This is a genomic window from Chryseobacterium sp. POE27 (assembly GCF_039727685.1).
Taxonomy (GTDB): Bacteria; Bacteroidota; Bacteroidia; order Flavobacteriales; family Weeksellaceae; genus Chryseobacterium.
Map to the genome: position 1 here is coordinate 1,108,278 of NZ_CP152475.1, position 21,633 is coordinate 1,129,910.

At 37.6% G+C, this 21,633-nt stretch carries 19 protein-coding genes; 1 reads left to right on the forward strand and 18 read right to left on the reverse strand.

Going from position 1 to position 21,633, the window contains the following annotated elements; all coding sequences use genetic code 11:
- Positions 1-80: 80 nt before the first annotated feature.
- Both AAHI02_RS05140 and AAHI02_RS05145 read right to left on the reverse strand, forming a co-directional pair.
- On the reverse strand, positions 81-476 hold the full coding sequence (locus tag AAHI02_RS05140; RefSeq protein WP_346985738.1) for a hypothetical protein: 396 nt from the start codon (positions 474-476) through the stop codon (positions 81-83).
- 393 nt (positions 477-869) lie between these two features.
- The gene (locus tag AAHI02_RS05145; RefSeq protein ID WP_169231035.1) at positions 870-1,028 is read right to left on the reverse strand and encodes a hypothetical protein; all 159 of its coding nucleotides are present in this window, start codon (positions 1,026-1,028) and stop codon (positions 870-872) included.
- Between the two features lie 890 nt (positions 1,029-1,918).
- Here AAHI02_RS05145 and AAHI02_RS05150 point away from each other — a divergent pair.
- Positions 1,919-2,584 (forward strand): S24 family peptidase, encoded by a 666-nt coding sequence (locus AAHI02_RS05150; protein ID WP_346985739.1) that lies wholly within the window; start codon positions 1,919-1,921, stop codon positions 2,582-2,584.
- A gap of 69 nt (positions 2,585-2,653) precedes the next feature.
- On the opposite strand, the gene AAHI02_RS05155 is transcribed toward AAHI02_RS05150, so the two are convergent.
- The 16 genes from AAHI02_RS05155 to AAHI02_RS05230 all read right to left on the reverse strand — a co-directional run bounded on the left by AAHI02_RS05155 (position 2,654) and on the right by AAHI02_RS05230 (position 21,604).
- Positions 2,654-3,607, reverse strand: a complete 954-nt coding sequence (locus AAHI02_RS05155) for a hypothetical protein (protein WP_346985740.1) — start codon at positions 3,605-3,607, stop codon at positions 2,654-2,656.
- Positions 3,608-3,673: 66 nt separating this feature from the next.
- Positions 3,674-5,470, reverse strand: coding sequence for a hypothetical protein (locus AAHI02_RS05160; RefSeq protein ID WP_346985741.1), 1,797 nt, complete (start codon positions 5,468-5,470; stop codon positions 3,674-3,676).
- Positions 5,385-6,251 (reverse strand): hypothetical protein, encoded by an 867-nt coding sequence (locus tag AAHI02_RS05165; RefSeq protein WP_346985742.1) that lies wholly within the window; start codon positions 6,249-6,251, stop codon positions 5,385-5,387. The genes AAHI02_RS05160 and AAHI02_RS05165 overlap by 86 nt, the downstream gene beginning before the upstream one ends.
- 91 nt (positions 6,252-6,342) lie before the next feature.
- The gene (locus AAHI02_RS05170) at positions 6,343-9,255 is read right to left on the reverse strand and encodes a PKD domain-containing protein (RefSeq protein ID WP_346985743.1); all 2,913 of its coding nucleotides are present in this window, start codon (positions 9,253-9,255) and stop codon (positions 6,343-6,345) included.
- Positions 9,256-9,268: 13 nt separating this feature from the next.
- Positions 9,269-12,058 carry a hypothetical protein gene (locus AAHI02_RS05175; protein WP_346985744.1) on the reverse strand — a complete coding sequence of 930 codons (2,790 nt, stop codon included), beginning with the start codon at positions 12,056-12,058 and terminating at the stop codon, positions 9,269-9,271.
- Between the two features lie 24 nt (positions 12,059-12,082).
- Positions 12,083-14,482: a baseplate J/gp47 family protein gene (locus AAHI02_RS05180; RefSeq protein ID WP_346985745.1), complete on the reverse strand. Its 2,400-nt coding sequence runs from the start codon at positions 14,480-14,482 to the stop codon at positions 12,083-12,085.
- Positions 14,483-14,597: 115 nt separating this feature from the next.
- Positions 14,598-15,134 (reverse strand): hypothetical protein, encoded by a 537-nt coding sequence (locus AAHI02_RS05185; protein ID WP_346985746.1) that lies wholly within the window; start codon positions 15,132-15,134, stop codon positions 14,598-14,600.
- A gap of 90 nt (positions 15,135-15,224) precedes the next feature.
- Positions 15,225-15,635, reverse strand: a complete 411-nt coding sequence (locus AAHI02_RS05190) for a GPW/gp25 family protein (RefSeq protein WP_042722687.1) — start codon at positions 15,633-15,635, stop codon at positions 15,225-15,227.
- A gap of 115 nt (positions 15,636-15,750) precedes the next feature.
- On the reverse strand, positions 15,751-16,041 hold the full coding sequence (locus AAHI02_RS05195) for a PAAR domain-containing protein (RefSeq protein WP_042722688.1): 291 nt from the start codon (positions 16,039-16,041) through the stop codon (positions 15,751-15,753).
- Positions 16,042-16,046: 5 nt separating this feature from the next.
- Positions 16,047-17,792: a type VI secretion system tip protein VgrG gene (gene vgrG, locus AAHI02_RS05200; RefSeq protein ID WP_346985747.1), complete on the reverse strand. Its 1,746-nt coding sequence runs from the start codon at positions 17,790-17,792 to the stop codon at positions 16,047-16,049.
- A 1-nt stretch (position 17,793) separates the two neighbouring features.
- Positions 17,794-18,513 carry a LysM peptidoglycan-binding domain-containing protein gene (locus AAHI02_RS05205; protein WP_346985748.1) on the reverse strand — a complete coding sequence of 240 codons (720 nt, stop codon included), beginning with the start codon at positions 18,511-18,513 and terminating at the stop codon, positions 17,794-17,796.
- Positions 18,513-18,674, reverse strand: a complete 162-nt coding sequence (locus tag AAHI02_RS05210; RefSeq protein ID WP_346985749.1) for a DUF5908 family protein — start codon at positions 18,672-18,674, stop codon at positions 18,513-18,515. The genes AAHI02_RS05205 and AAHI02_RS05210 overlap by 1 nt, the downstream gene beginning before the upstream one ends.
- 198 nt (positions 18,675-18,872) lie before the next feature.
- Positions 18,873-19,340, reverse strand: coding sequence for a phage tail protein (locus AAHI02_RS05215; RefSeq protein ID WP_346985750.1), 468 nt, complete (start codon positions 19,338-19,340; stop codon positions 18,873-18,875).
- Between the two features lie 2 nt (positions 19,341-19,342).
- Positions 19,343-19,774, reverse strand: coding sequence for a phage tail protein (locus tag AAHI02_RS05220; RefSeq protein ID WP_346985751.1), 432 nt, complete (start codon positions 19,772-19,774; stop codon positions 19,343-19,345).
- Positions 19,775-19,813: 39 nt separating this feature from the next.
- Positions 19,814-21,148: a phage tail sheath C-terminal domain-containing protein gene (locus AAHI02_RS05225; protein ID WP_346985752.1), complete on the reverse strand. Its 1,335-nt coding sequence runs from the start codon at positions 21,146-21,148 to the stop codon at positions 19,814-19,816.
- Positions 21,149-21,172: 24 nt separating this feature from the next.
- Entirely contained in the window at positions 21,173-21,604 is a 432-nt protein-coding gene (locus AAHI02_RS05230) for a phage tail protein (RefSeq protein ID WP_346985751.1), read from the reverse strand.
- Between the last annotated feature and the right edge of the window lie 29 nt (positions 21,605-21,633).

Below are 21,633 nucleotides of genomic sequence, written 5' to 3' on the forward strand. Positions count from 1 at the left end.
ATTTTTTAGGGAGAATACCTCTCTTTTTAAGCGATGGATTCTGTAGTTGCAGTAATGAGTTTTCAAAAACCACTGTGCAGCTACTTTTTCACCTGATCCTCAGGAATGTTCATTGCCGGTTCTTCCTTTTCGTCAGGTCTTCTGTCTGTTCTGACGCCATATCGATCTTCAATGAAAAGATTCACAGCTTTATCAATCCAGTTCGGCAGATTTGTGGTGATCATCTTTAAGAATTTATCATAACCATAGCCAAGCACAAATAATACTCCTGTCGAATACCATTTATCATGCAGTTCGGCTCTGTTCATTAAATAACTCATGGTGAAGCCGACTATAACAACGATCATCAATGTGATAAGGTGTTCCCACATCTTTTTTTTCTCTCTATTCTGTATCGAGATCAAGACTCTTAATAATCCTCCTGAAAATGCAATGGCAGTCCCGATTAATAGAGCTTTTATACTATCCAAATTCATTCTTTCCCTTATATATTTATGTATTAAAATTTTATTTTTTCCACAACTTTATGTGTGTCATTATTCCAGATCCAGAATGTACATATCATCTAAAAATCTTTTGCTTTTCTGCATATTCTCGTTTTCGTCTGCATAGGCTAATTCATCGATAAGATCACTAATGTTTTTTCTGGGATTCTGTACTTTGTTTCTGTTTCGTTTTATTTTTTTCTTCTCTTCTTATTCATGGTTTCTGATTTTTTTAATTAAACAATCGTTTTTAATATTTAAATTGATTTAATCTTACGGACAATCGGCTCATTTTTAAGCTTATACTTTATTCTAAACAATAGAATTGAAAAGCAAAGCCGTTCTACCTTAATATTTTACCTTTTCCAGGGATGTAATTAAGATCTAGCCCTGAAGAATAATGTTATATATTGTTCTTTCAGACAAAAACAGCATTTCCGTCAATTCGGTTACGATCACTTTCATCTGTTTATCCTGATTACGTTTTACATAATCGATGACAAAATCTTTTCTTTTCTCTACTAATTCTTTGCTACGTTTCATTGTTTGGTTAAGTTTTTTATGTTAAAAGTTTTTATTTTTTGAATTAAACGAATGTTTGTGCTTCTTAATTTTCAATGGCTGATTAAGTACATAAGAAACTCTAAAGACCAGTAATAAGCCTTTGAACACATGTCTAATTACACTATTTAGTTTTTTGATTTTTAGAAAGTTGACAATGGACACTCTCCAATAGAACACATCCCAACCTTTCCGTTTAGATTTTATTTTTCAAAAATCGTCTATTACTGCTTATCAAGAATCAAAATTTCGTAAGCAGTTAAATAGCTTCGTTTACTGACAGTATTTGATTTTAAAAAGAGCGCAAGATTCTATCTGACAGACGGGTGATTTTGTTTTACAATGTTTGTTCGCTTTTTTTTAACATGTACCACAATTTACTGATAACTATAATTAATCGATATTTTATATGTTAAACAGTAATCTTTGTTACATTTTATTGATTTGTCTTTTATTTTGACAAGCAACAAATAGTCAATGTCAATTTTCTAAACAAATAGGAAAACGCATTTTAATCATCCTTATGTGTTCAAATATTTTTAAAAAACAAAAAAAGCGCACTATTTACATTTTAAAGATTAGAAATATTCATTTTGTTCTTATCAGCGCCAGATAAAACGAAAAGAAGAGAAAATCTAATCATAAAGGTCATTAAGTCTGAAAGCCGCCTATAAGCCATTGATTACGAATATAAATTTAATTTTAACAATGTTTTTAATCATTAAATAAAAATTAAATCATTAATATAATTTTGTATATTTGCAATGTTTCATCTTAACTTCGAAACAAATATACGAACATTGTTCGCTTTTTTGAAAATAATTATGAATATTTTTCATATTTTTTTCCACAAATACCGTAAAAACATCAAAATGAACTATTTAGAATTTAAAGAAATCAGAAAGAAGCTGAACATGAAGCAGGCTGATATAGCAAAATCCATAGGTGTCGGCACAAGAGCCGTACAGTACTGGGAAAAAGGCGAACGTAAAATACCTGAAACAACAGCTTATTTCGTAACAAACCTGCTTCTGGAGCAGCAAAAGCAACAACATGAAGACAGTGCCTCACCTGTTGTTTTTTCAGATATGAAAATAATGAATGTTCCGCTTGCCAACCAATATGCACAAGCCGGCTACCTGAGCAGATTTGCAGATGAAGAATATATAGAAACCTTACCCACCATTCCTTTTACAGATGATATAGAGCACAGAGGTGAATACATGTGTTTTGAAGTGAGAGGAGACAGTATGGACGACGGGTCCTACGAAAGCTACCTGGAAGGTGATATTATTTTATGCCGCAACGTAAGACAGGATTACTGGATGAGTAAGCTGCATTATGACAAATGGGATTTTGTAATTGTTCACAAAGAGAAAGGGATCCTGATAAAAAGAATCATCAATCACGATGTTGAAAAAGGCATTATTACTCTTCATTCCTTAAATGAATATTACGACGATTTCGACATTCACCTTCAGGATGTTGCAAAACTTTTCAATATCATCAGTACAAGACGTAAAAACAACAGAAGATAATTAAAAAAACTTGTTGACTTAATAAAATCCTCACCAATGAGGATTTTATCAGTCTTTTAAAAAACACAATTAGTAATTACACTTATAACCGGAAATACCAGCAATCTGACCGGTTTTCGGATTGACATCATAAATCAGAGCCGGATTATTTTCAAATCTGATCCATCTTATTCCAGTTTGATTGAATCCCGTACTTACGCCTCCCTGAGCGTCATCAAAACTTGCTAAACTTCCTGGTACTGCAGGTTTTTCGGGTGTTAAACCATTAGTATAAATAAAGCTCCCTTCCTGTGGAATACTTGTAGTAAGATTTACCTTTTTCATTAATGGATTACCATCTTTAATACATATACTTGCCTTAAATTCTCTGATATCTGTAGGATCAACACCATTGAATGTATCCGACACACAGTAGGCATCAAAAGGATAAAGATTTTTTTGAACTACCCAAGTTCCGGATACGAACATCTTTATATTTGACCAATCTGAAATGTCAGATAAAGAACAGTATTTTCTTACCCTGATGTATAACTGAGTGTTATTTTTAATCGTCCCATCGTTCATTTCAATATACTGTATTGGATTATAATCACTTGCCATGATTACCTTTAGCTGAACAATATTCTTAAAGTCACTGTCTGTTGCGATCTGGTATTGTACCGCATAAAGATTCGTGGTATCTAAAGAATAATCCATGATAATCTGATCATTCTCCCCCAAATATACATTCTTAATAGACGGAGCATTACACGCCAAAGGATTACACTTTCCTATTTGAAAAGAGCTTGTCTGCGTGGCAGTAACTCCGTTTACCCCTAATTCTACCATTAAATCATATTCCCCCGACGTCAGAATTTCAGGAAGCTCTACCAAAGTAACATCACTTACCGGTATCGGCGACGGTATCACATATTCCGTAAATGTTGGCGAATTTTTGATCCGGTAAAACGCTGTCGCTTTGGTGATCGGCAAGGAAGATGTGTATTTTATCTTAAATGAAATTTTGCATGCTGCTATTGCCATTATATTATTTTTTATTGTTATTTTTATATTAGTTAGCATCTAAGGGATGATTTGATCATCCCTTTATTAGCCTTCATAGATTACATTGACGACCACTTCTTGAGATTTGGCAAACAAACCACTGTCGACATCTACCACGGTAAGCTGGAATATATATTCTCCTGCGGCCAGATCTTTAACCTCCAGTTCAGGACTGTTGACTCCGCTCAGCGTTGCTGTCGGACCACTTATTTTCGTCCAGGAATACAGAAGCGTTGAAGGCCCATCACCCTGCCCTTGTACCATAAAGGATCCGTCTCTTATAAAAACTGTTTCAGGACCTGTTGCCTCCGCTTTAATCACGGGAACACTTCCTTCACAGCAGTTTATTCCATCTGAAAAGTTGATATTATCCACCACGACAGTCGGAGCAGCAGGTACATTATACCAGTTTCCGATCGCTATTTCCTGAGTACATCCGTTATTACCTACCCTAATTCTTATCGTCGGAATTGTTTTCGGATTCAAATTGTGGAAAGTATAACTCACAAATCCTCTTGCATTTGGATTCATCGTAACCCAACCTCCATTGTTCCAGAAGTCCCAACTGTAGGCATAATTTGCAAAATCCTGTCCGGAAACAGTAAAGTCTACCGTAGCAGTTGTAGAATCACCATCTGCATAAACAACAGAAGCAATGGCAACTTTTACTTTTGGCTCTGCAATAACTTTAATACTGCAATTGGTTGGTTTTCCGTTTACCGTAAAGCCAATGGCCTGGCCATATAGTTGCGGGTTTACTAATTTAGGATTAAAGAAATATTTTCCGTTGTCGAGTTCCACTCCATTCGGATCTGAACCAACGGTGGCTTTTACCACTCCATTTACAGGAATTACGGTGAAAGGTATCCTGCTGGCTTCAGAACAAATAACGGTATTTGGCAGACTTAAACCGATTTTAACTTTTGGCGTACAACAAATATATGGAAGTGAGAAATCTGCAAAAACGGTTGGATTTTCCAATGACTCATGGACAATGATAAATGTGCCGCCGCGTTCCACTCCACGTTTATGTTCCAATCCAGGATGTTTTTCTACATACTCATTGAAATAAGCTCTAAACATGTCCTTATTATCCACTAATTCTTCTAGAGACAAAATCATCACATCAAAGCCCAGCTGTTCTTCATTTTTGATTTGATTCAACAGATCAAAAGCCTGCTGGTAGTGCATACCCTGATGGCCTTCTATATTATAAAATGAATTTTTATCTATATTAAAATCTAAAGGTTTTATTACATACGCATCTGATGAAAGCCAATTGTTATATCCTAAATTATCCCTGAATGACCGATTGCTCGTTTTATCAAAATTCCAGGATTTCAAGAATTCGTCATTGACAGTGTAATAAAAAGGAACTGCTTTATTGCTAAGATTCAGTTTTTGTGATGGTGTAATTTTAATTTGTGCATTACCGTTATCAGTAACCGGAAAATTCCGGAAATTCTGCGCCTGCTGAACAAAACGATTGATGAGCAATTTTACCTTTTGTGTTGATCTTTCATCATCTAAAACAGCTGAATTATAAAACTGATGTCTTGAAAAGTCCAGTTGAGTGCTCGGAATTAATTTCCCCAACATAATGTGTTTAGGAAAAGAATCTACATCCGGAAGATTTACAGTAAATGCTTTAGGCAGTAATTTTATAATTTCATAATATGTACCTGCTAAATCTTTCACTACATCATAAGCATACTGAAACCCTGCGCTTTGCGTAAGAAAGCTTTCCAATGTATTTTTAAAATCTTGATAATAAGCAGTCGGAAGTCCGATTAATTGAGCGATTGCATTGATTTTTTTCAAAAATAATCCTACCGTAATCATTGTTTTTTAAAACTGTAGAATAGAGGCTTTTTACATCAGAAGACAAGAATTTTTTATCAATTCCCTGCCCTTCAATAAGTCGCTCTATAATCACCCGTTCCTGCTTCCCGTACCCCATGATATCATCTATAAACAAAGGATGAGGCTGAATACGATCTTTCCCAAGAATATTAGCAATTCCTTCTGCTGTAGTGACTAATACTTTAAGATTTCGGATTTGCTGGACCCCATGATTATCACAATCAACTCCCCTGCAGGGCTTTACTTCTTTTTCATAGCTCTCCAAATACAGTAACAGGTAGTTGTCTTCTAATTTTGTAAGATTATTAATCGGTTGAAAATCATCACCCGCTTCCTGTGCTGTTGCCAACTCCCAAAGTTCAATCTGCTTACCTGCGCCGTTGCGAAATGCCTGATATTTAGCTTTGAAATCGTCATATACTTTAAAATGCGTATAGTCCTTACTTTCTATATCGATGGTTTTCAGGTCATTTACATATACATCTTCGCTCACCTTATTGGTATTATTTAGGGTCAGCAAATCGCCATCAGTTGTTACCGCTACTCCCTGAGAAAGCCGTAAGCTGCTCAGAATCCTATTGGTATAAATAAGATTGGGTTTAAAGCCACATACAATACCTACTCCCTGAAGCATCACCCTCGACAAACGGTCCTGATCTTCAAAAAAATCCAGAAACTCGTTGAACTGGGTGTATTCTATATATTGCCCTTTACTGAATTTTCGGTATTGAGTTGATATATCACTTAATTGATTATTCATTATTGTTAATTTTTTAATGATTGATTAAGATTAATAAACTTCATAGACAGTATGCCTGCCTATGAAGCTATTATACTCTTTCTTAGAATTATTATCTTCTCTCTCCCGTACAAGGGTTGATTTCTAAGAAATTGCCAACCGGATAACCAGAATAAATTGGTGTCGGGTCATTTGCCAGGAACAGTTGCGTATATGCTACACCAGTATGGCAGTAGCCTAATGCACACACAAGAGAGAATTTCACAAAACCTTCATTAGCGCCTGCTGCCAATTGTTCAGCTTCGTCCTGTGTTATAATGATTTCATTATATCTGCTGAGTCCACTCGTAACACCATTAGGACGGTTAAGCCTATCCTGATCTCCACCGGTATTACTCAAATGCACATTTCCTTTTCTCAATCCTCTCGGATCTGCAGGTGGTGGATTGGACCCGATGATGATATGGCCGTTTCCTAATAAATTAAAACTGGCATCATTACAAGCGTGATATGTATCTATACCGTCTCTATACTGAATTACAACCCGCATTCCGTTGAGACAAACCACTGTCATTTGTCCGGTCAGTTTCAGCGGAGCAACAGCAAAGGTGGTACTACAGCCGTTTCTGTTGGTTACCGTAAGGGTAGGATTAAAGATATCTTCTCTTCCCGCAACAAGCGTATAGGTATGCTGAACAATTCCGTTACTCGGTAATGTCGTTAACGTCAGCAGTGGTGAACCATCTCCGAAATTAAATGTATAAGTAAATCCAGGATTATTACTTGGGGTAACATGGAAGTCAACAGTAGCATCAGGATCTGATGTATCTTCACCATAGGAAACATTACCGGCAGTAACAGAAATAACAGGCTCTGCATAAACAATCAATTCTACATCCACAGGATCATCATTAACTGTAAAGGTAATTGTCTGCCCAAGGTAAGCAGCGCCTACCATACCAGGATTAAAGTAACTTTGACCTCCGGATTGGGTAATTGCAGAAATTTGAGTACCGTTTACAAATGCTTTCACTTCACCATCTGCCGGAACGATTGACATAGCCATCGGAGCATCTTTCTGACATAGCTGGGTTTTCGGTAACGACAAGAATACAGGATCTTTCTTAGAACAGCACAGGTAAGGCAGCGAGAAATCTGCGAGAACCTGATTATTTGTTTCTGAATCGTAAATTACCAGAAAGGTTCCGCCGCGTTCTACACCTGCTATGTGCTCTGCACCTGATTTCCGTTCTAAAAATTCGCTTAAAAGTTCACTTATAACATCATCTTTTTTAGGATCTTGTTTTACAACGGTAACGCCTTCACCTTCTTTAGAAAATTCAGCTTTGTTCAGTAATCTTAATTTTTCGTCTAATTTTGAGATATTGAATAAAGTACTTTGTGAATTGGTCCTTTGGTTGCTGATATCACTGGAAATCGATACCAGTTGTTTTCTTAAATCGTCTATTGATACAACATCATCTTTAGTCGGTTCAGTAGGTTTTTCTCCTTTTTGGAGAACCAATGCAACGACATCAAAAGCTAATCCGTATTTTGCTTTAAGATCATTAATATTTTGTAACGCTGTTTTATAAGGCAGCCCCAGGTGACCTTCAATTCTGTAGAAGTCGTTATCATCAATGTTATAGTTCAATGGATTCTGAATAAAGTCATCCGACGCCAAATTACCGGTGTGATAGCTTAAATTGTAAGTTTCCCTGTCCGTTTTTGTTTTTTCATAATTCCATTTATTCAATAATAATTGATCTACATTATAATAGTAAGGAATGGCTTTATCACCTAATCTTACATCAAGATTGGAAGGCGTAATTTTGATAGGCCCGATATACGACTGAAATCCGTTGATTTTCTGCACAAAACGATTGGCAAGCATTACCACTCTTTCGTAATTTTCATCATCGCCGGTAGTTACAGGTGAATGATAAAAACTGTGACGGTAAGGAGTATATTCTCCTAATTCAAGCGAAGCTCCTACACGGCCCAGCAGCAGGTGTTTCGGAAATGAATTTATACCCGGACAGCATTCGGCATTAAGATGCAGGATCAGTTCTTTTATTTCATTGTAGGTATCAATTAAATCTTTCAGGAGATCATAACGGTATTGATAATCATCCAGTCTTGAACTTCCCGGTACCGGATTTAATAAAGAAGTCAGTTTATCATTGAGATTTTGCCCGCCAAAGTTGATATTCACATTAAAAATGCCTGCAATGGCACCAAAACCTTTACTCAGGTCTGCAATAGCAGTGTTGGCATTCTGAAATCTTGTTTTTAAATCTGATGCTTTTACAACGCTTGTATCCAGTATAACTCTTTTAGCCTTTATTTTAGGTAATTGATCAAAAAGCTCTTCATATGCATTATGGGCTTTATAAATGGAATCTTTTGCATCACCTCCGGAAATAAGATCCGAAACGCTTTGTGAATCTGCCAAAAGCACTTTAAGATTGGACACCTGCTCAGCGCCGGTGTTGTCACAATCTGCATCCTGACATGGAGTTTCCTCATTAGAATAGCTTTCTAAATAGAGAACCACAACTTTATCGTAGATCGCACTGCCAATTTCTTTTAGAGGCCTGAAGCCTTCGACATTCGTTAATTTGTCGTATTCATCTTGTGTAATTACTTCTACAAGAGGCACCTGATTTCCGCCGATGCGAAAATGTTTGTATTCCACCTCATCAATGTAATTTCTGTAATATTTGTAGCTTCTGGCATCAAAATCGATGGCAACATCTGATGTTTTATCTAATTTCTGGCGGAGTGTTATTAAATCACCGTCTGTAGTAACACCGGCTCCCTGTGTAATAACAAGGGTTGCGTCTAAATCTAAAGATTCCGATTTAAAACCACATACTACCCCCACACCACTCAGGCGGGTTCTTGATAATCTGTCCTGGTCTTCGAAATAGTCTATGAATTCGTTTAATTGCCCGTCCGTTAACGCCTGGTTTTCGTTGAACTTTCTATACTGGGTTGTTACATTATCTAATTTAGTATTCATTGTTTGTCAATTTTTATAAGTTTGATTGTCCTAATATGATTTTCCCGTCTAAGCTGTCATTATCATCCTTTGCACAGTCCAGGAGTCTTCCCGGTCGGTAAATATTATTCAGATTGGTAAGAGCAGTGAGTAAATCCCGGATGCTGTTGCCTAAATTCGCTGTATTATTTTTCGATTTATCTGAAAGGAATTGTTTAAGAGCAACCTCAAATTCAGACAGATCACTTTTAGCGGTCTGCGTTTCAGTCAAACGGTCTCCTACCCAGCAAATTTTGGCTAAAACATGCGCCGGAATTTCCTGTCTGATAACGGTTTCCGCATAGCGTCTGAAATCGGGATCCTGGAAACGATAGGCGTACCCCGGAAGAACCACACTTATACGATAAGAATAAGGATCAAAAACATCGGTTTCACAATCTTCTTCACAGGAATGCATAAAGGTTTCCGAATACTCCACCGGATCCTCTGAAGCCACATCTTCAATATCATACATGACTTTAAAAGTGCGGTCTATTTCCATACACCCGATACCGCCCATAAGCTGGTAATCTTTAACGGTGGGCTTTAGCAATAAATTATCGACGAAGAAAATACCTTCTTCCGTAAAATCATCCCTGAAGTACCTTACCGTTTCCCTGATTCCGATTTTCAATGCTTCCAGATCAGGATAAGGATTGGTTCTTTTGTGGGTAGCAATCACATTTTGGTCTTGCGAATCATCTATAACATCAAAATAATAATTACCTCCGCCCGAAAAACGGATTCTCATGTTTCCGACCATACAGGTATTATCTTCGCACGCACCCAATTTTTCCAGTGCATTTTCAAGGTCTTCCTGATCGATCTGGATAATCTGATAAATGGCTTCATTAAGGTTTTTAGTGGCAGCATATTCAATCTCATAGCTTTTTACAGATGATAAGATGATATTGTTTGCAGCATCTTTTATTTTCCAGGTATAGGTTGCTTTATCGCCGTTTAATGTTTTAGTAATTAAAACAGGCGATTGGGATACACTTCTCTGTGTATAGTTTTTAATTCCCAGCAAACGGGCAATTCTTTTCTGTGCTCCGGAAATATTATTTGTATTCCAGATATCTGAATCACCAAACAATGTATAATTGTAGCCTAAACCGCGGTCTTTACTTATGGATGCATATTCATTCAGGAAATTTTGCTTATTGCTTAAGACAATTTCGTCAGCAGATTTTCCATACAATGATTTCATCAGGAAAGTGTAGTCACTGAACGTTTCTGCAAATCGGGAAATCAAATGATCCAACACCTCATTTCGGCGTTCAACGCTGTTGTCCAGTTCTTCATATAAAGAATCTGTAAGTTCATCATCATTTCCGACAGGATAATTGAAAACCAATTCGTCAAATCCTTTAATATTTTTAAGTGCCTGCGTGAAATAGGTTCTTTTTAAATCACCATTTACGCTTAATACTTCTTTTACTTTTTCAAGATGTTTAAAATAGCTGGCAAGGATCTGATCAAAAAACAACAAATATCCTTTCATCTGTTTTGCCAACGCTTCTCTTTCCGGGGTTTTATTTCCTATAATCCCGGAAATTCCAACTCCGTAAGTATCAGGAAATTCATTGAGAATAGTTGCATATTCTGCAATGTCATAGGACGTTCCGTGTGGTAAAGCCAGTTCTTTATTCTGTCTTGCATCATCTCTTAGTACCTCTTCTTCTCTTTTAAGAGTCTCTAGGTATTCCTGAACCTTTTTATCGTTTATATTTAACGGAAGCGACCCTTTACTGTAGCTGAATGAACTCAGCTCGCAAAGTTCCGGTTTTCTGCCTTTTTCAATACAGATCAGCCAGTCGTTGGTCTGCTTGATCACTTGATCACAACCTGCAATAGAAATTTCGTGAATTTCTTTCACGCCGTCAATTTTCATAACTTCACTGATGATATCAGAAAGACGGACTTCTCTTCTCAACTGGCTGTTTCTCAATTCTTCGGTATCAATAAAACCATTATCTAAAAGCGGACCTTCAAAAATCTGATCCGTTGTCAGACCTTTTTCAAGCATCTGTTGTAATGAATAAAAATGGACTTCAGGAGACAGGTAATTATTAATTGCTTTTAAAACTTTAGCATGCACCAGTTCTTCATCGGCTTTGTTTACCAATCCGATGCGCGCGCATACCGCCACTTTCTGGATTTCGATCTCTTTAATTTCCGCCAAATCTTCACAAAGACTTCTATTGGAATGGTAACGTTCTAATATCTGAAGGTTTACACTGGACTTTCCGCATCCGTTATTTTCATCTTCGACATCCTCGGCATAATCTACATAAAGATCATACAATCCCTTTATATTAAAGCTTTGTGTTTTATCTCCGATAGGTTTAAAATCTAACTGACCCGTTTTACAATCAACATACAATTTTTCATTGTTGGGAACCAGCCAACAGTTGCGGATCGGCCTTTTATGGCCGGCTGTAAAGTTGATATCGATGAATAGTTTTCTGTAATCAAGCTCGGTTAATGGCCTTGAAGGAAGAATTTCTGTAGCTTTTAAAAACTGCGTATGAATATCTGTATCTGTGTCTTTAGAGGTTAGGATATCCTCCATATTCATGTTCATTCTCATCCCGAGATCCGTGATGGCATAGCTTAGAACTTCCAGCGTGGTGATTCCCGGATCATGAGAGTTGTAATCTGTCCAAAGTTTTCCTCCTAACTTTTCTATGTATTCAATACCTGTTTTGCGTAGAAAGTGAAAATCGGTCTGATCTCCGGTTTCTATATTTTTCGATATACTAATGTGCTTATTTTCTGACATGGTTATGTTTTCTTCTGTTTATTATTAAATACATACTTGTTCTGCAATAGTAATTTGGTGTTGTTTGGCAGATACCAGAATGGATTTCGGATCTACTTCTATCAGAGTTTTCTTTTGTACAACATCATTCACCAATATCCTGATCTCATCAATGTAATCGACATAATACAGTTGCTCCAGGTAATTAATCAGCTGGTTAACATTCAGTTCCACATTAAAATCAATATTTTTGGAATCTGTAAAAGCCCACGGCGATATGTATTTTTTAATATCTTCATCCAGTTGTCTCATGTAAAACGTTTCGTCGTACTGCTCAAAGAACTTTACCTTAGTCTGTACTTTTGCTTCTTTATAATTGGGGTTGATTACCTGAGCTGTAACATGCATCGTATTTAATTCATTTACATAATTCTGAATTTTATTCAGGCTGGCCCTGCTCACTCTCGGCTGATAGACATCAAAAGCATTTTTATTTCTAATATTCGGCACCACCATCAATGTGACGTGTCCCGGAGCCATATATGAATTTTCAGAAGTATGGTTTAAACATTTTACCTTAAAAACTTCCGGAAATTCCTGCAATACCAGACTTTCATAATCCCATTGTGTAATCGCTCTGTGCTTGTGTCTTAATCTTTCACTTACCCGTCTGTAAAATTCCGTGTCTGCCTCTTTATATTTACCATCGAATGAATTGTAGGGCTGATTGACAGATTTTACCTGAGGAACTCTGGTAATCAGTTTTGAAATGGTATTGGCTTCCAGACCGTTATTCAGATGCGCCAGATCATTGTCCTGATTCTGGAATGTCGCTAAAACAGCCTGTGTATAAATCCCCTGGATTTTGCAAACGGCATCATAACTTCTTTTTGATTTGGCTCTGATCCAGACCAATCCGTCAGTAAGCCTTGTATGGCTTGTATTGATCTCTTTGGGAATTTTAAATTTAACAATTCCTGATTCCAGAAATTTTCTCGTTTCATTTTTCAGCAGGTTTTTCGACAGATCAATCCACGTGTTGTTTGAAAGGATATGCCATTCGATAAACTCTTTTTCATCGAAAGTATCCACCAAAGGGTTTTCGCTTCCTTCAAGCATCTGGATCAACAGAGAAACCGTAGATTGTGGCATGGCTTCCAGGCCGATGTATAATTCACCACCATTTTGGTGTACGGGAACGATGCTCTTTGTTTCCACTTCTTTCTCGTATTGCCCGAATGCATCTTCATGATACACTTGTACGCCTTCACTTTTTGAAGCTTGTCCGCTGGAATCTTTGCTCAAATAGGAGTATGCATTTTCCTTTGCGCTGTAATTCAGCTCGATATCTTCCGCAAAAGGAATATAGGGTTCGTTTGGAATAAGCTTTTCACTTGCAGAGCTGCTGGATAATGCCAAGGTATATAATTTAGGATACACATCCTGTAATGCCGACTGGTTCAGCGTCAATCTGATAGCCTCGCTTGTCCCCGATTCATTGCTCGTATTATAAATAGAAAATTGGGTTGTGTAACCGTTTTCTACTTTTTTAAACAACTCAATATCATTGCCTTTCTCACGCCATATTTCTTTGTCCAGAAGTGCCACATCAGCGGTAAAATAAGCATCTGACCGAACGATTGATGAGCTTTTCAACTCTTCAAAATCTACCAGGCTGATATTTTGATTCGGCTGAATAACATATCCGCTGTACAAATCTTTTATTGAATCAGGCGTATTTTTCCAATTGATAATAATGTCTGCATTCTGCCATTTTTTGGAAAACATTTCAGTACTTTTAATGTAAAAATTAGATCCTTTAATAGGCTGTGCAGTGAATGGATAATAAGGTTTTTCGGCATTCAATGTACTGCTATCGTTTTCTATCTGAACAGATTTTACTCCTTTTACATCAACCGTTATTTCAACATTTTTGATTAGTTTTTCTGAAAGAGCTTCATAGACATCATAGTATTTTTCTCCTTCGATCATGAATCTTACGACAGGAAAATCGGTCTGAAATGTTTGCAGTAAAACTTCCTTGTTGTATTGTACCACTGCAGGGAAATCTTTGGATAATGTAAAAGAAAGTTCCAATTGACTGTCGTCATTTTTCACACATTTTAAAACGATTCCGGATAACCATTCTTTTTCTCCGCTGCAAAACACTTTGATATTATTTTCAATATCCGTGTTTGATAAATTTTGTAATTTCTGCGTCGAATTTTTGATAAAATCGATTTTCACAGTAATCGTTCTCTCACCTTCTTTTAAATCAAATAATGAGGAAGCCACTGAAAAACCGAGTTTTGCTTTCGGAAGTTCTTTGTAGATTGATGTATCCGAAACCGTTTCATCAGCATTATATCCGAACGGCCACCAGTAATTGCTTTCTGCAGGAAGTTTATCTCCCACACCATCAGCAGAATTGGCAACCGGAGCCATCTTCAGTTCTCGTTTTTTAACATCGTTCAGGAAACTTTTGATTTCAACAATTTTTGCCTGATTGGCAATAAGCTCTTCACCTGTCTTGTAAATGCGTTTCTTTCCATTGGTATCTTTACCGCCATCCAGCAGTGTTCCGCCCGGAATTCTTTCCTGAATTGCTTTTTTTGGCCAATTCGAAAATCACATAAACTTTATCTGCTTTCGCATCATTTTTTTCAATTTGCAGAATTTCGTTATAATAGAAATCCAAATGCCTTTTAGTTAAATTATTGAAAGCTTTTTTCGAGAAATCCAACAATTTTAAAAAGCAAACGAATAATGTCAGGTGAGGTGTCAGGCTGCTGTCTTGTTCAAACTGGGAAATAAGATCTGTAACCTGTTTTTTCATACTCTTATACTCAACGCTTTCTCTACGCGGAACGGCATTGGCATCATCACCCAGGAAGAAATTTCCCCAGTTTCCATCCGGTGTTGTATGATCATCTTTACCGAAATAGTTGACATGCTGTGCAAAATTGTTTGCGAATAATAGCCAATCAAACAAATCGAAATCGTTTAATTCAAGATTGCCCGGATCTAATTCTGCTAAAAAGCGCTGCATTTGTGATTTTCCTTCACGATAATGTGAAAATGTATCTGTTTTTTTCATTTGTTTATATTTATCTTTCTATGGTCAGATGCAATACTTCATGTAGTGTTTGGTAGTATTTAAAAATGGCTACAGACATCCCGTAATTCATTATATTTCGGTAGCTTCCCCTTTGTAAAAAGGAAAAACCATATTGCTTCTTGTATTGGTATTTCTTACTTCGTAGTCAATTTGTATCAAAACTTCACCTTCAAGTTCTTCCTGAGCATCAATTTCGATACTCAGAATGTTGATTCTGGGTTCGTGATATAAAATAGCGCGCTCAATGATTCCTTTCATCTGGGTGATCAACGTTAAGTCCAGTGGCTTAAAGAGCATTTCCTGCAGGTCGCACCCGTAATTCGGGAACATGACACGCTCGCCGGGACGTGTTGACAACAGAATCATAAGACTGTTATTGATGTCTTCTACATCGGTGGTCATTGCCAACTTTCCTTCAGTCTGATTAAACTCAGGCGGAAAACTCCAGCCTATTCCTAAAAAATCTGTATTTATTTTCATACGTTATTTGTTATATTAATGGTAACATCTTGCATCTGTAACATAGAGTTTGAGTTGTGATAACCTTTTTGTTATTGATGTTTTACGTTCTTAATTGCAGGTGATTTTTTAAATATTATCCGCCTATCAAAACAGTAGCTTCCCCTGCGGATATTACGCCTCCATGCGCGGTGGAATCGCCCATTCTTGCGGCAGGTTTTCCGCCGATCAAAACGCTTGACGATCCTGATGCAATGGTGTCCATCGGACCTGTGCATACCGCTTTGTCCCCTACTCTTGCGGCAGGTTTTCCGCCGATCAGTACCGTAGGTTCTCCTGCCGGAATAATGGGTCCGCCTACATGCGGAACATTTCCTGTCACCATGGGACAGGTGTGCATATCTGTAATTCTTGCTGCCGGTTTCATGATGATTAATTGATTTTAACCTGAGATCCTTTTACTACTGTCACTGCTCCTGATTTAAGTTCAGAACCTGAGCTTCCTTCAGCTTTGAATTGGGCGCTGGCTTTTACATTGATGTTGACGCCTTCCATATTGATGTCACCTTTAGCTTTGATCTTGATATGTTTTGAACTTTCGATACTGATCCCGTCTTTATTAAGTATCAGCATATTAGAATGCTCATCTTCTATTTTAATGACATCTGCGTCTTCGTCTACGACCACTTTCTTCCCTTTCGGGGTTTCCAGGGTGTAGGAAATTTTGTCGTCATTAAAGATCATTTTCATTTCACTCCGGGTTACAAATCCTTTTTCATGATTATCATCTGAGGCTACGATAGGAGCCGGTTTTGTACTGCTGTTCAGCATTCCCAAAACCACGGCGTCATTTGGGTCGTCATTAATAAATCCGATAATCACTTCATCACCGATTTCCGGTCTGAAAAAAGATCCTCTGTTTTCTCCGGCATCCAGAGTGGCTATTCTTGCCCAGATTCCCTCTTCTTCATTGTTAATGATCGGAATCTGTACTAAAATTCTGTCTTCTCCATCCGGATCAGATTCCAGTTGTGATACAATTCCGACATGCAGTCCGCTGATGGCAGGCATAATTCCTGAACCCGGCATTTCACTTACATCATAAGTTTCAGAGAACCACGTCGGGGAAAGCCCGAACTGTGCATCTACCAACCAGTTTCCATCAACAATTTCGTGGCGGACACCTGTTACGTATATCTTCCCGTTGAACCGGTTTCCAACTCCCTGAAGTGTTAATGTAACCCCTGGTTTCACCGATGGAATTCCCTGGAATTTCACTCTTCCTCTGGTTTTGGCTAACTGTTGGAAAGTTGCTTTTGCATCGCCCCATTCCTGCAGTTCACCCTGAGTAAGATTTCCGCCGTGCTTCAATTGTAAGTCTTCAATTCCGAACACTTTTGCCAGATCACCGGATGAAAGATTTCCATTGAGACTGATGGCCGGATCCTGCGCTTCAACTTCCGTCAGTTCCTGATCGGTATAGTTCCATGTTTTGGCGGTAATTTTACTGAACTGATCTCTTGCGTCAATTTCCCCGTCAAATTCATGTACCGATGATCCGTAGACAACAGTTTCTACCGTTTCACCACTGAAATCAGGTTTCGCTACTTTGATCTTTCCGTCTTCAACAAAACAAAGCTTTCCGTTGGCCTGCGCGCGGGTCAGCATAAAATCCCAATCGGAAGCCTGATACTGCACCAGTTCTTTATGGGAATTTGAAGTAGCTTCTACATCGGCAGTGGCACCGCTATTACCAATCAGTTCTTCGATGATGTCGCTGTCTTTGCTGTCGTAGAAATATTTGCTTTTTCTTCCCAAAGTCATTTTTACCGCTTTATCCCTGCATTCGATGATGAGGTAAGAAGATCCGTTTCTCACTTTTATATTATGCTTTACAACAACACCTTTAAAAATGGTTTCTTCTTTAGAATGGTAGCCTGCTGTGATCTCAATTTCTTTTCCGGGAATTAATAATTCTTCATTGCTTAATTTGAAATCCTGCTCCGGTATGCTTCCGTCTAAAATCACAATGCGGGCATAAGGAATCCTGTTGACTTCTTTTTCTACGACAATGCTTTTTACCCCATATTTTCCGGGCAGTTCGGTGTCTCCGGACATCACTTTAAAAGTTATTAAATCCGGGGTTTTTGCTGTTTGTATGTATCCGCTGTTATTCATTTTATGATGTTTTTTCTAATGGCGGAAAGAATAATTCCTGCCCGGGAATTAATTGTCTGAAATTGATAAGACCGTTTATTTTAGCAACTTCCAGATAGTATTTGGAATCGCCATAGATTTTTTCGGTCATTAAGGGTAAGGTGTCTCCGGCCTGTACTGTCCTTTTGTGGGTTACATCTGGGGACTCATTCTTTTTTTGTACTGCCTCTAACTTGGGACTTATAGATTCACTAAATTTTGCTTTTCCTACAGCCCTCAGCGGTTTTCCTTTGTTGTCAAACAACTTATATTCTACCGTAAATTCTGCCAGTACGCCTTTAAATTCAAAATCACCCCAATTAAGAATAACGTTGTAAGGTTTATGTATAGGACCGGCAACCTGGCCTGTAGCTTTATAAAAAGCATCAATCTGATCTTTTACAGATGTTTTCTCAAATGCTTTTCCTTTAAGTTTATTGATCAGTTTATTGCCTGTATAAGCTTCCGTTACACCTGTACCGTCAAATAGAAATTCTAATTGTAGATCAGTTGAAGGTGATGCAACATATTTTAAATCGGCTTTAGCTGTTCCCAGTGCCTGACCGGGTTCAAGTTCCGTTTTATAGGTCACAGAATACCCGGTAGGATTGATAAAAGCTTTAAAAGCACCGCTATCAATTCTCTTATCATAATCAGAATTTTCGTAGGTTCCGATTGTTAGTTTCTGAATTGCTCCTGCCATTATCTTTCTTTTTTACGTTGTTGAATATTTACTGCCTGCTCTACACTTTCACTCACTGCCCGCATGAGCTTTGCTTCATCTGCTGATGCTTCCGTTGTCGCTGCTGCTGTTTTCTCGTCCACATTGATTTTAATGTGAAGCTCTTTTATTTCTATTGGCATTTCGTTTGTTTTTAATCAATTTTTAATTTTAAATAATTAAAAATCAATGATTTAACATGTTTATTTTAAAAAATCTAAGCACATAAAGAGTGCGTTCAGTCCTGGGATAGACCAATCCGTGTTTTTTATGAAAAATTATTTTGCTAAAAGTTATCCTGAGGCAAACACACTTTCAGGTGCCTAGATTAGATTTAGAAATTACAAGCCTAAACTTGCTAACGATGTGGGTATGGTGAAATATCTGTATTTCAGTTCTATCGTTTCAATCGCCAATTTGCTTTCTTCTGCATTGAATTCTGAAACCTCCCACCGTACCGGGTATGCTCCTACTACATTCCAAACCATTAAAGGCGCTGTAGACTGCAACCCGCCATAAAGAGAAACGATGAGGTTTCTGGGTTCAAATTCGAAGTTTTCCATGGCATTTCTGCACCAGCTTATCAATCCGGAACTTACGATCAAGCCACGCTTAAGAACTAAATTGGGATATTTTGGTCTTAAAGGAAGCTGATGAACAAATCTGTTTTCGCCACCTTCGGCATATTCTTCGGTTGCAATGTCTGTTGATAAACCGGATATAGACTGAAATCTGGAATCAATACCCTCTGTTGTTGAAATCCCGTTAACAATAAAAGAGAAACTGGTTGGAGGATATAAAAGAGCCATGATTAGTTATTTTCAATAGTTAATCCCTCGTGTGCCAATTCCAGAGTTTCGATTGCTACCTCGTTTCCTTCAGCTTTCAGATCTGTTGACTGCATTTTTAGCGGGAACGCATTTTTCACTTTCCAGGTAACTGCAGGCTCACCATTCTCGTCCAAAAGAGAAATCGTGATTGATCTTCTTTCTACTGTATTTAATTGAATGGATTGAAACCATGCAAAAAATTCATTATCAGCTTTGAAAGTTCCTCTTTTCAACGTAATGTTATTGAAAACTTTCAATCCCGGCATCTTAATTTTGCTGAAATCAGGGCTTGCTCCATGTCGGTATTCAATCAGTCCGGCTTCAATATTTAAACCCGATACTTCCTGAAAACCTACTTTTGTTCCGCCCCAATCTACTTCAAAGGCAAACTTTACTAATGGATATGTACTCATAATTTTTTATGTATATTTAATTATTATTTAGTTTAATTTTTATGCTTCCTGTAATTTGTGTGAAAAACGAAGCACGATAAATTCTGCAGGACGTACGGCAGCCATACCGATCTCGATATTCATTCTTCCTTCAAGGATATCCTGTGCTGACATGGTTTTGTTTAATCCAACGCTTACATAATACGCTTCTTCAGGCTTGCTTCCGGCTAGTGCGCCGTCTTGCCACTGCTGGTTAAGGAAATTCTCGATCATCGTTTGTACTCTGATCCATGTGTTGGCGGTATTCGGTTCAAAAACAAAACGTTCTGTTGCTTTTTTCACAGATTCTTCCACCATGTTGAAGAAACGGCGTACAGAGATATATCTCCACTCGTTGCTGTTTCCGTCTAATGTTCTGGCGCCCCAAACCATGATTCCTTTTCCTGTAAATGCTCTGATTGCGTTGATCGATTTTCCGGCTTCAGGATCTACATTAAGACTTTCCTGATCTTCATGAGAAATTTTTGCGCTTGGTGCTACTACATAGTTCAGTCCTACATTGGCAGGCGCTTTAAATACTCCTGAAGTACTGTCTACCTTAGCATATACTCCCGCCATTGATGAAGATGGAGCCATTACTACTTTTTTAGATTCCATTGCATTTTTTGCAAGGTTATACAATTCAGAATCATGTGTTTTCCAATACTCAAGAGTCTGACCTCCAACTGTAATAGCTGAATCGAAACTGTAAGTCAAAACCGTTTCTAATTTTGGATGGTAAGCGGCTCCATATTTCAAACGCTCTCCGCTTGGTCCGGAAGTTACCTTATCTCTAAAATCACTAACTGCAGTATCGGTATTTCCAATAACATCCATAATAACGAATCTGTCCTTCATTGATTCTGCCTGATCTAAAGCTAAGCCGTATAGACTATAAGCATCATCTAAGCTTAAACCTTCAGCATCCGGGAAAACAATAAGTGTAGGCTCGTCTTCTTTTTCTAATGTATCAAGACCTGCTTTTAAGTCAACTAATTTTACGCCTGCTGATGGATAGGCTGATGCTACAGAAACAATATAACATGGCCCTCCGCCATTGGCAAAATACATTTGCATCGCATAATACATTTTGAAAGGACTTGGACTGGCTAAAGTTGCAGTAACACTTCTGGGTGTATCTGAAGTTGCTGCAACAATATTAAATGTAAAAGCTTCATTTTTTGCTTTTCCGAAAAGCGTTTCGTATTCCAGTATAGATGAGATTCTTGTCGGCTCATTTTTCGGCCCTTTTTCAGTATATCCAACAAAAGCAGGAATAGCCGTTTCTACTTGTGCTACAGATGGTGGGAATTTTGCGATTTCCTCTACGTAGACTCCAGGTGTTTTGTAATTCATTTTTTTAGATTTTTAAATTATTAATTAGTTATTTTCAATAGTTAATCCCTCGTGTGCCAATTCCAGAGTTTCGATTGCTACCTCGTTTCCTTCAGCTTTCAGATCTGTTGACTGCATTTTTAGCGGGAAAGCATTTTTCACTTTCCAGGTAACTGCAGGCTCACCGTTTTCGTCCAAAAGAGAAATCGTGATTGATCTTCTCTCCACCGTATTCAATTGAATGGATTGAAACCATGCAAAAAATTCATTATCAGCTTTGAAAGTTCCTCTTTTCAACGTGATGTTATTGAAAACTTTCAATCCCGGCATCTTAATTTTGCTGAAATCAGGGCTTGCTCCATGTCGGTATTCAATCAGTCCGGCTTCAATATTTAAACCCGATACTTCCTGAAAACCTACTTTTGTTCCGCCCCAATCTACTTCAAAGGCAAACTTTACTAATGGATATGTACTCATAATTTTTTATGTATATTTAATTATTATTT

What these genes read in the sequence shown, in the direction of transcription:
- AAHI02_RS05140 (WP_346985738.1), bottom strand. Translation starts at nt 476, where the DNA reads ATGAATTTGGATAGTATAAAAGCTCTATTAATCGGGACTGCCATTGCA.
- AAHI02_RS05145 (WP_169231035.1), bottom strand. Translation starts at nt 1,028, where the DNA reads ATGAAACGTAGCAAAGAATTAGTAGAGAAAAGAAAAGATTTTGTCATC.
- AAHI02_RS05150 (WP_346985739.1), top strand. Translation starts at nt 1,919, where the DNA reads ATGAACTATTTAGAATTTAAAGAAATCAGAAAGAAGCTGAACATGAAG.
- AAHI02_RS05155 (WP_346985740.1), bottom strand. Translation starts at nt 3,607, where the DNA reads ATGGCAATAGCAGCATGCAAAATTTCATTTAAGATAAAATACACATCT.
- AAHI02_RS05160 (WP_346985741.1), bottom strand. Translation starts at nt 5,470, where the DNA reads ATGATTACGGTAGGATTATTTTTGAAAAAAATCAATGCAATCGCTCAA.
- AAHI02_RS05165 (WP_346985742.1), bottom strand. Translation starts at nt 6,251, where the DNA reads ATGAATAATCAATTAAGTGATATATCAACTCAATACCGAAAATTCAGT.
- AAHI02_RS05170 (WP_346985743.1), bottom strand. Translation starts at nt 9,255, where the DNA reads ATGAATACTAAATTAGATAATGTAACAACCCAGTATAGAAAGTTCAAC.
- AAHI02_RS05175 (WP_346985744.1), bottom strand. Translation starts at nt 12,058, where the DNA reads ATGTCAGAAAATAAGCACATTAGTATATCGAAAAATATAGAAACCGGA.
- AAHI02_RS05180 (WP_346985745.1), bottom strand. Translation starts at nt 14,482, where the DNA reads ATGGCTCCGGTTGCCAATTCTGCTGATGGTGTGGGAGATAAACTTCCT.
- AAHI02_RS05185 (WP_346985746.1), bottom strand. Translation starts at nt 15,134, where the DNA reads ATGAAAAAAACAGATACATTTTCACATTATCGTGAAGGAAAATCACAA.
- AAHI02_RS05190 (WP_042722687.1), bottom strand. Translation starts at nt 15,635, where the DNA reads ATGAAAATAAATACAGATTTTTTAGGAATAGGCTGGAGTTTTCCGCCT.
- AAHI02_RS05195 (WP_042722688.1), bottom strand. Translation starts at nt 16,041, where the DNA reads ATGAAACCGGCAGCAAGAATTACAGATATGCACACCTGTCCCATGGTG.
- vgrG (WP_346985747.1), bottom strand. Translation starts at nt 17,792, where the DNA reads ATGAATAACAGCGGATACATACAAACAGCAAAAACCCCGGATTTAATA.
- AAHI02_RS05205 (WP_346985748.1), bottom strand. Translation starts at nt 18,513, where the DNA reads ATGGCAGGAGCAATTCAGAAACTAACAATCGGAACCTACGAAAATTCT.
- AAHI02_RS05210 (WP_346985749.1), bottom strand. Translation starts at nt 18,674, where the DNA reads ATGCCAATAGAAATAAAAGAGCTTCACATTAAAATCAATGTGGACGAG.
- AAHI02_RS05215 (WP_346985750.1), bottom strand. Translation starts at nt 19,340, where the DNA reads ATGGCTCTTTTATATCCTCCAACCAGTTTCTCTTTTATTGTTAACGGG.
- AAHI02_RS05220 (WP_346985751.1), bottom strand. Translation starts at nt 19,774, where the DNA reads ATGAGTACATATCCATTAGTAAAGTTTGCCTTTGAAGTAGATTGGGGC.
- AAHI02_RS05225 (WP_346985752.1), bottom strand. Translation starts at nt 21,148, where the DNA reads ATGAATTACAAAACACCTGGAGTCTACGTAGAGGAAATCGCAAAATTC.
- AAHI02_RS05230 (WP_346985751.1), bottom strand. Translation starts at nt 21,604, where the DNA reads ATGAGTACATATCCATTAGTAAAGTTTGCCTTTGAAGTAGATTGGGGC.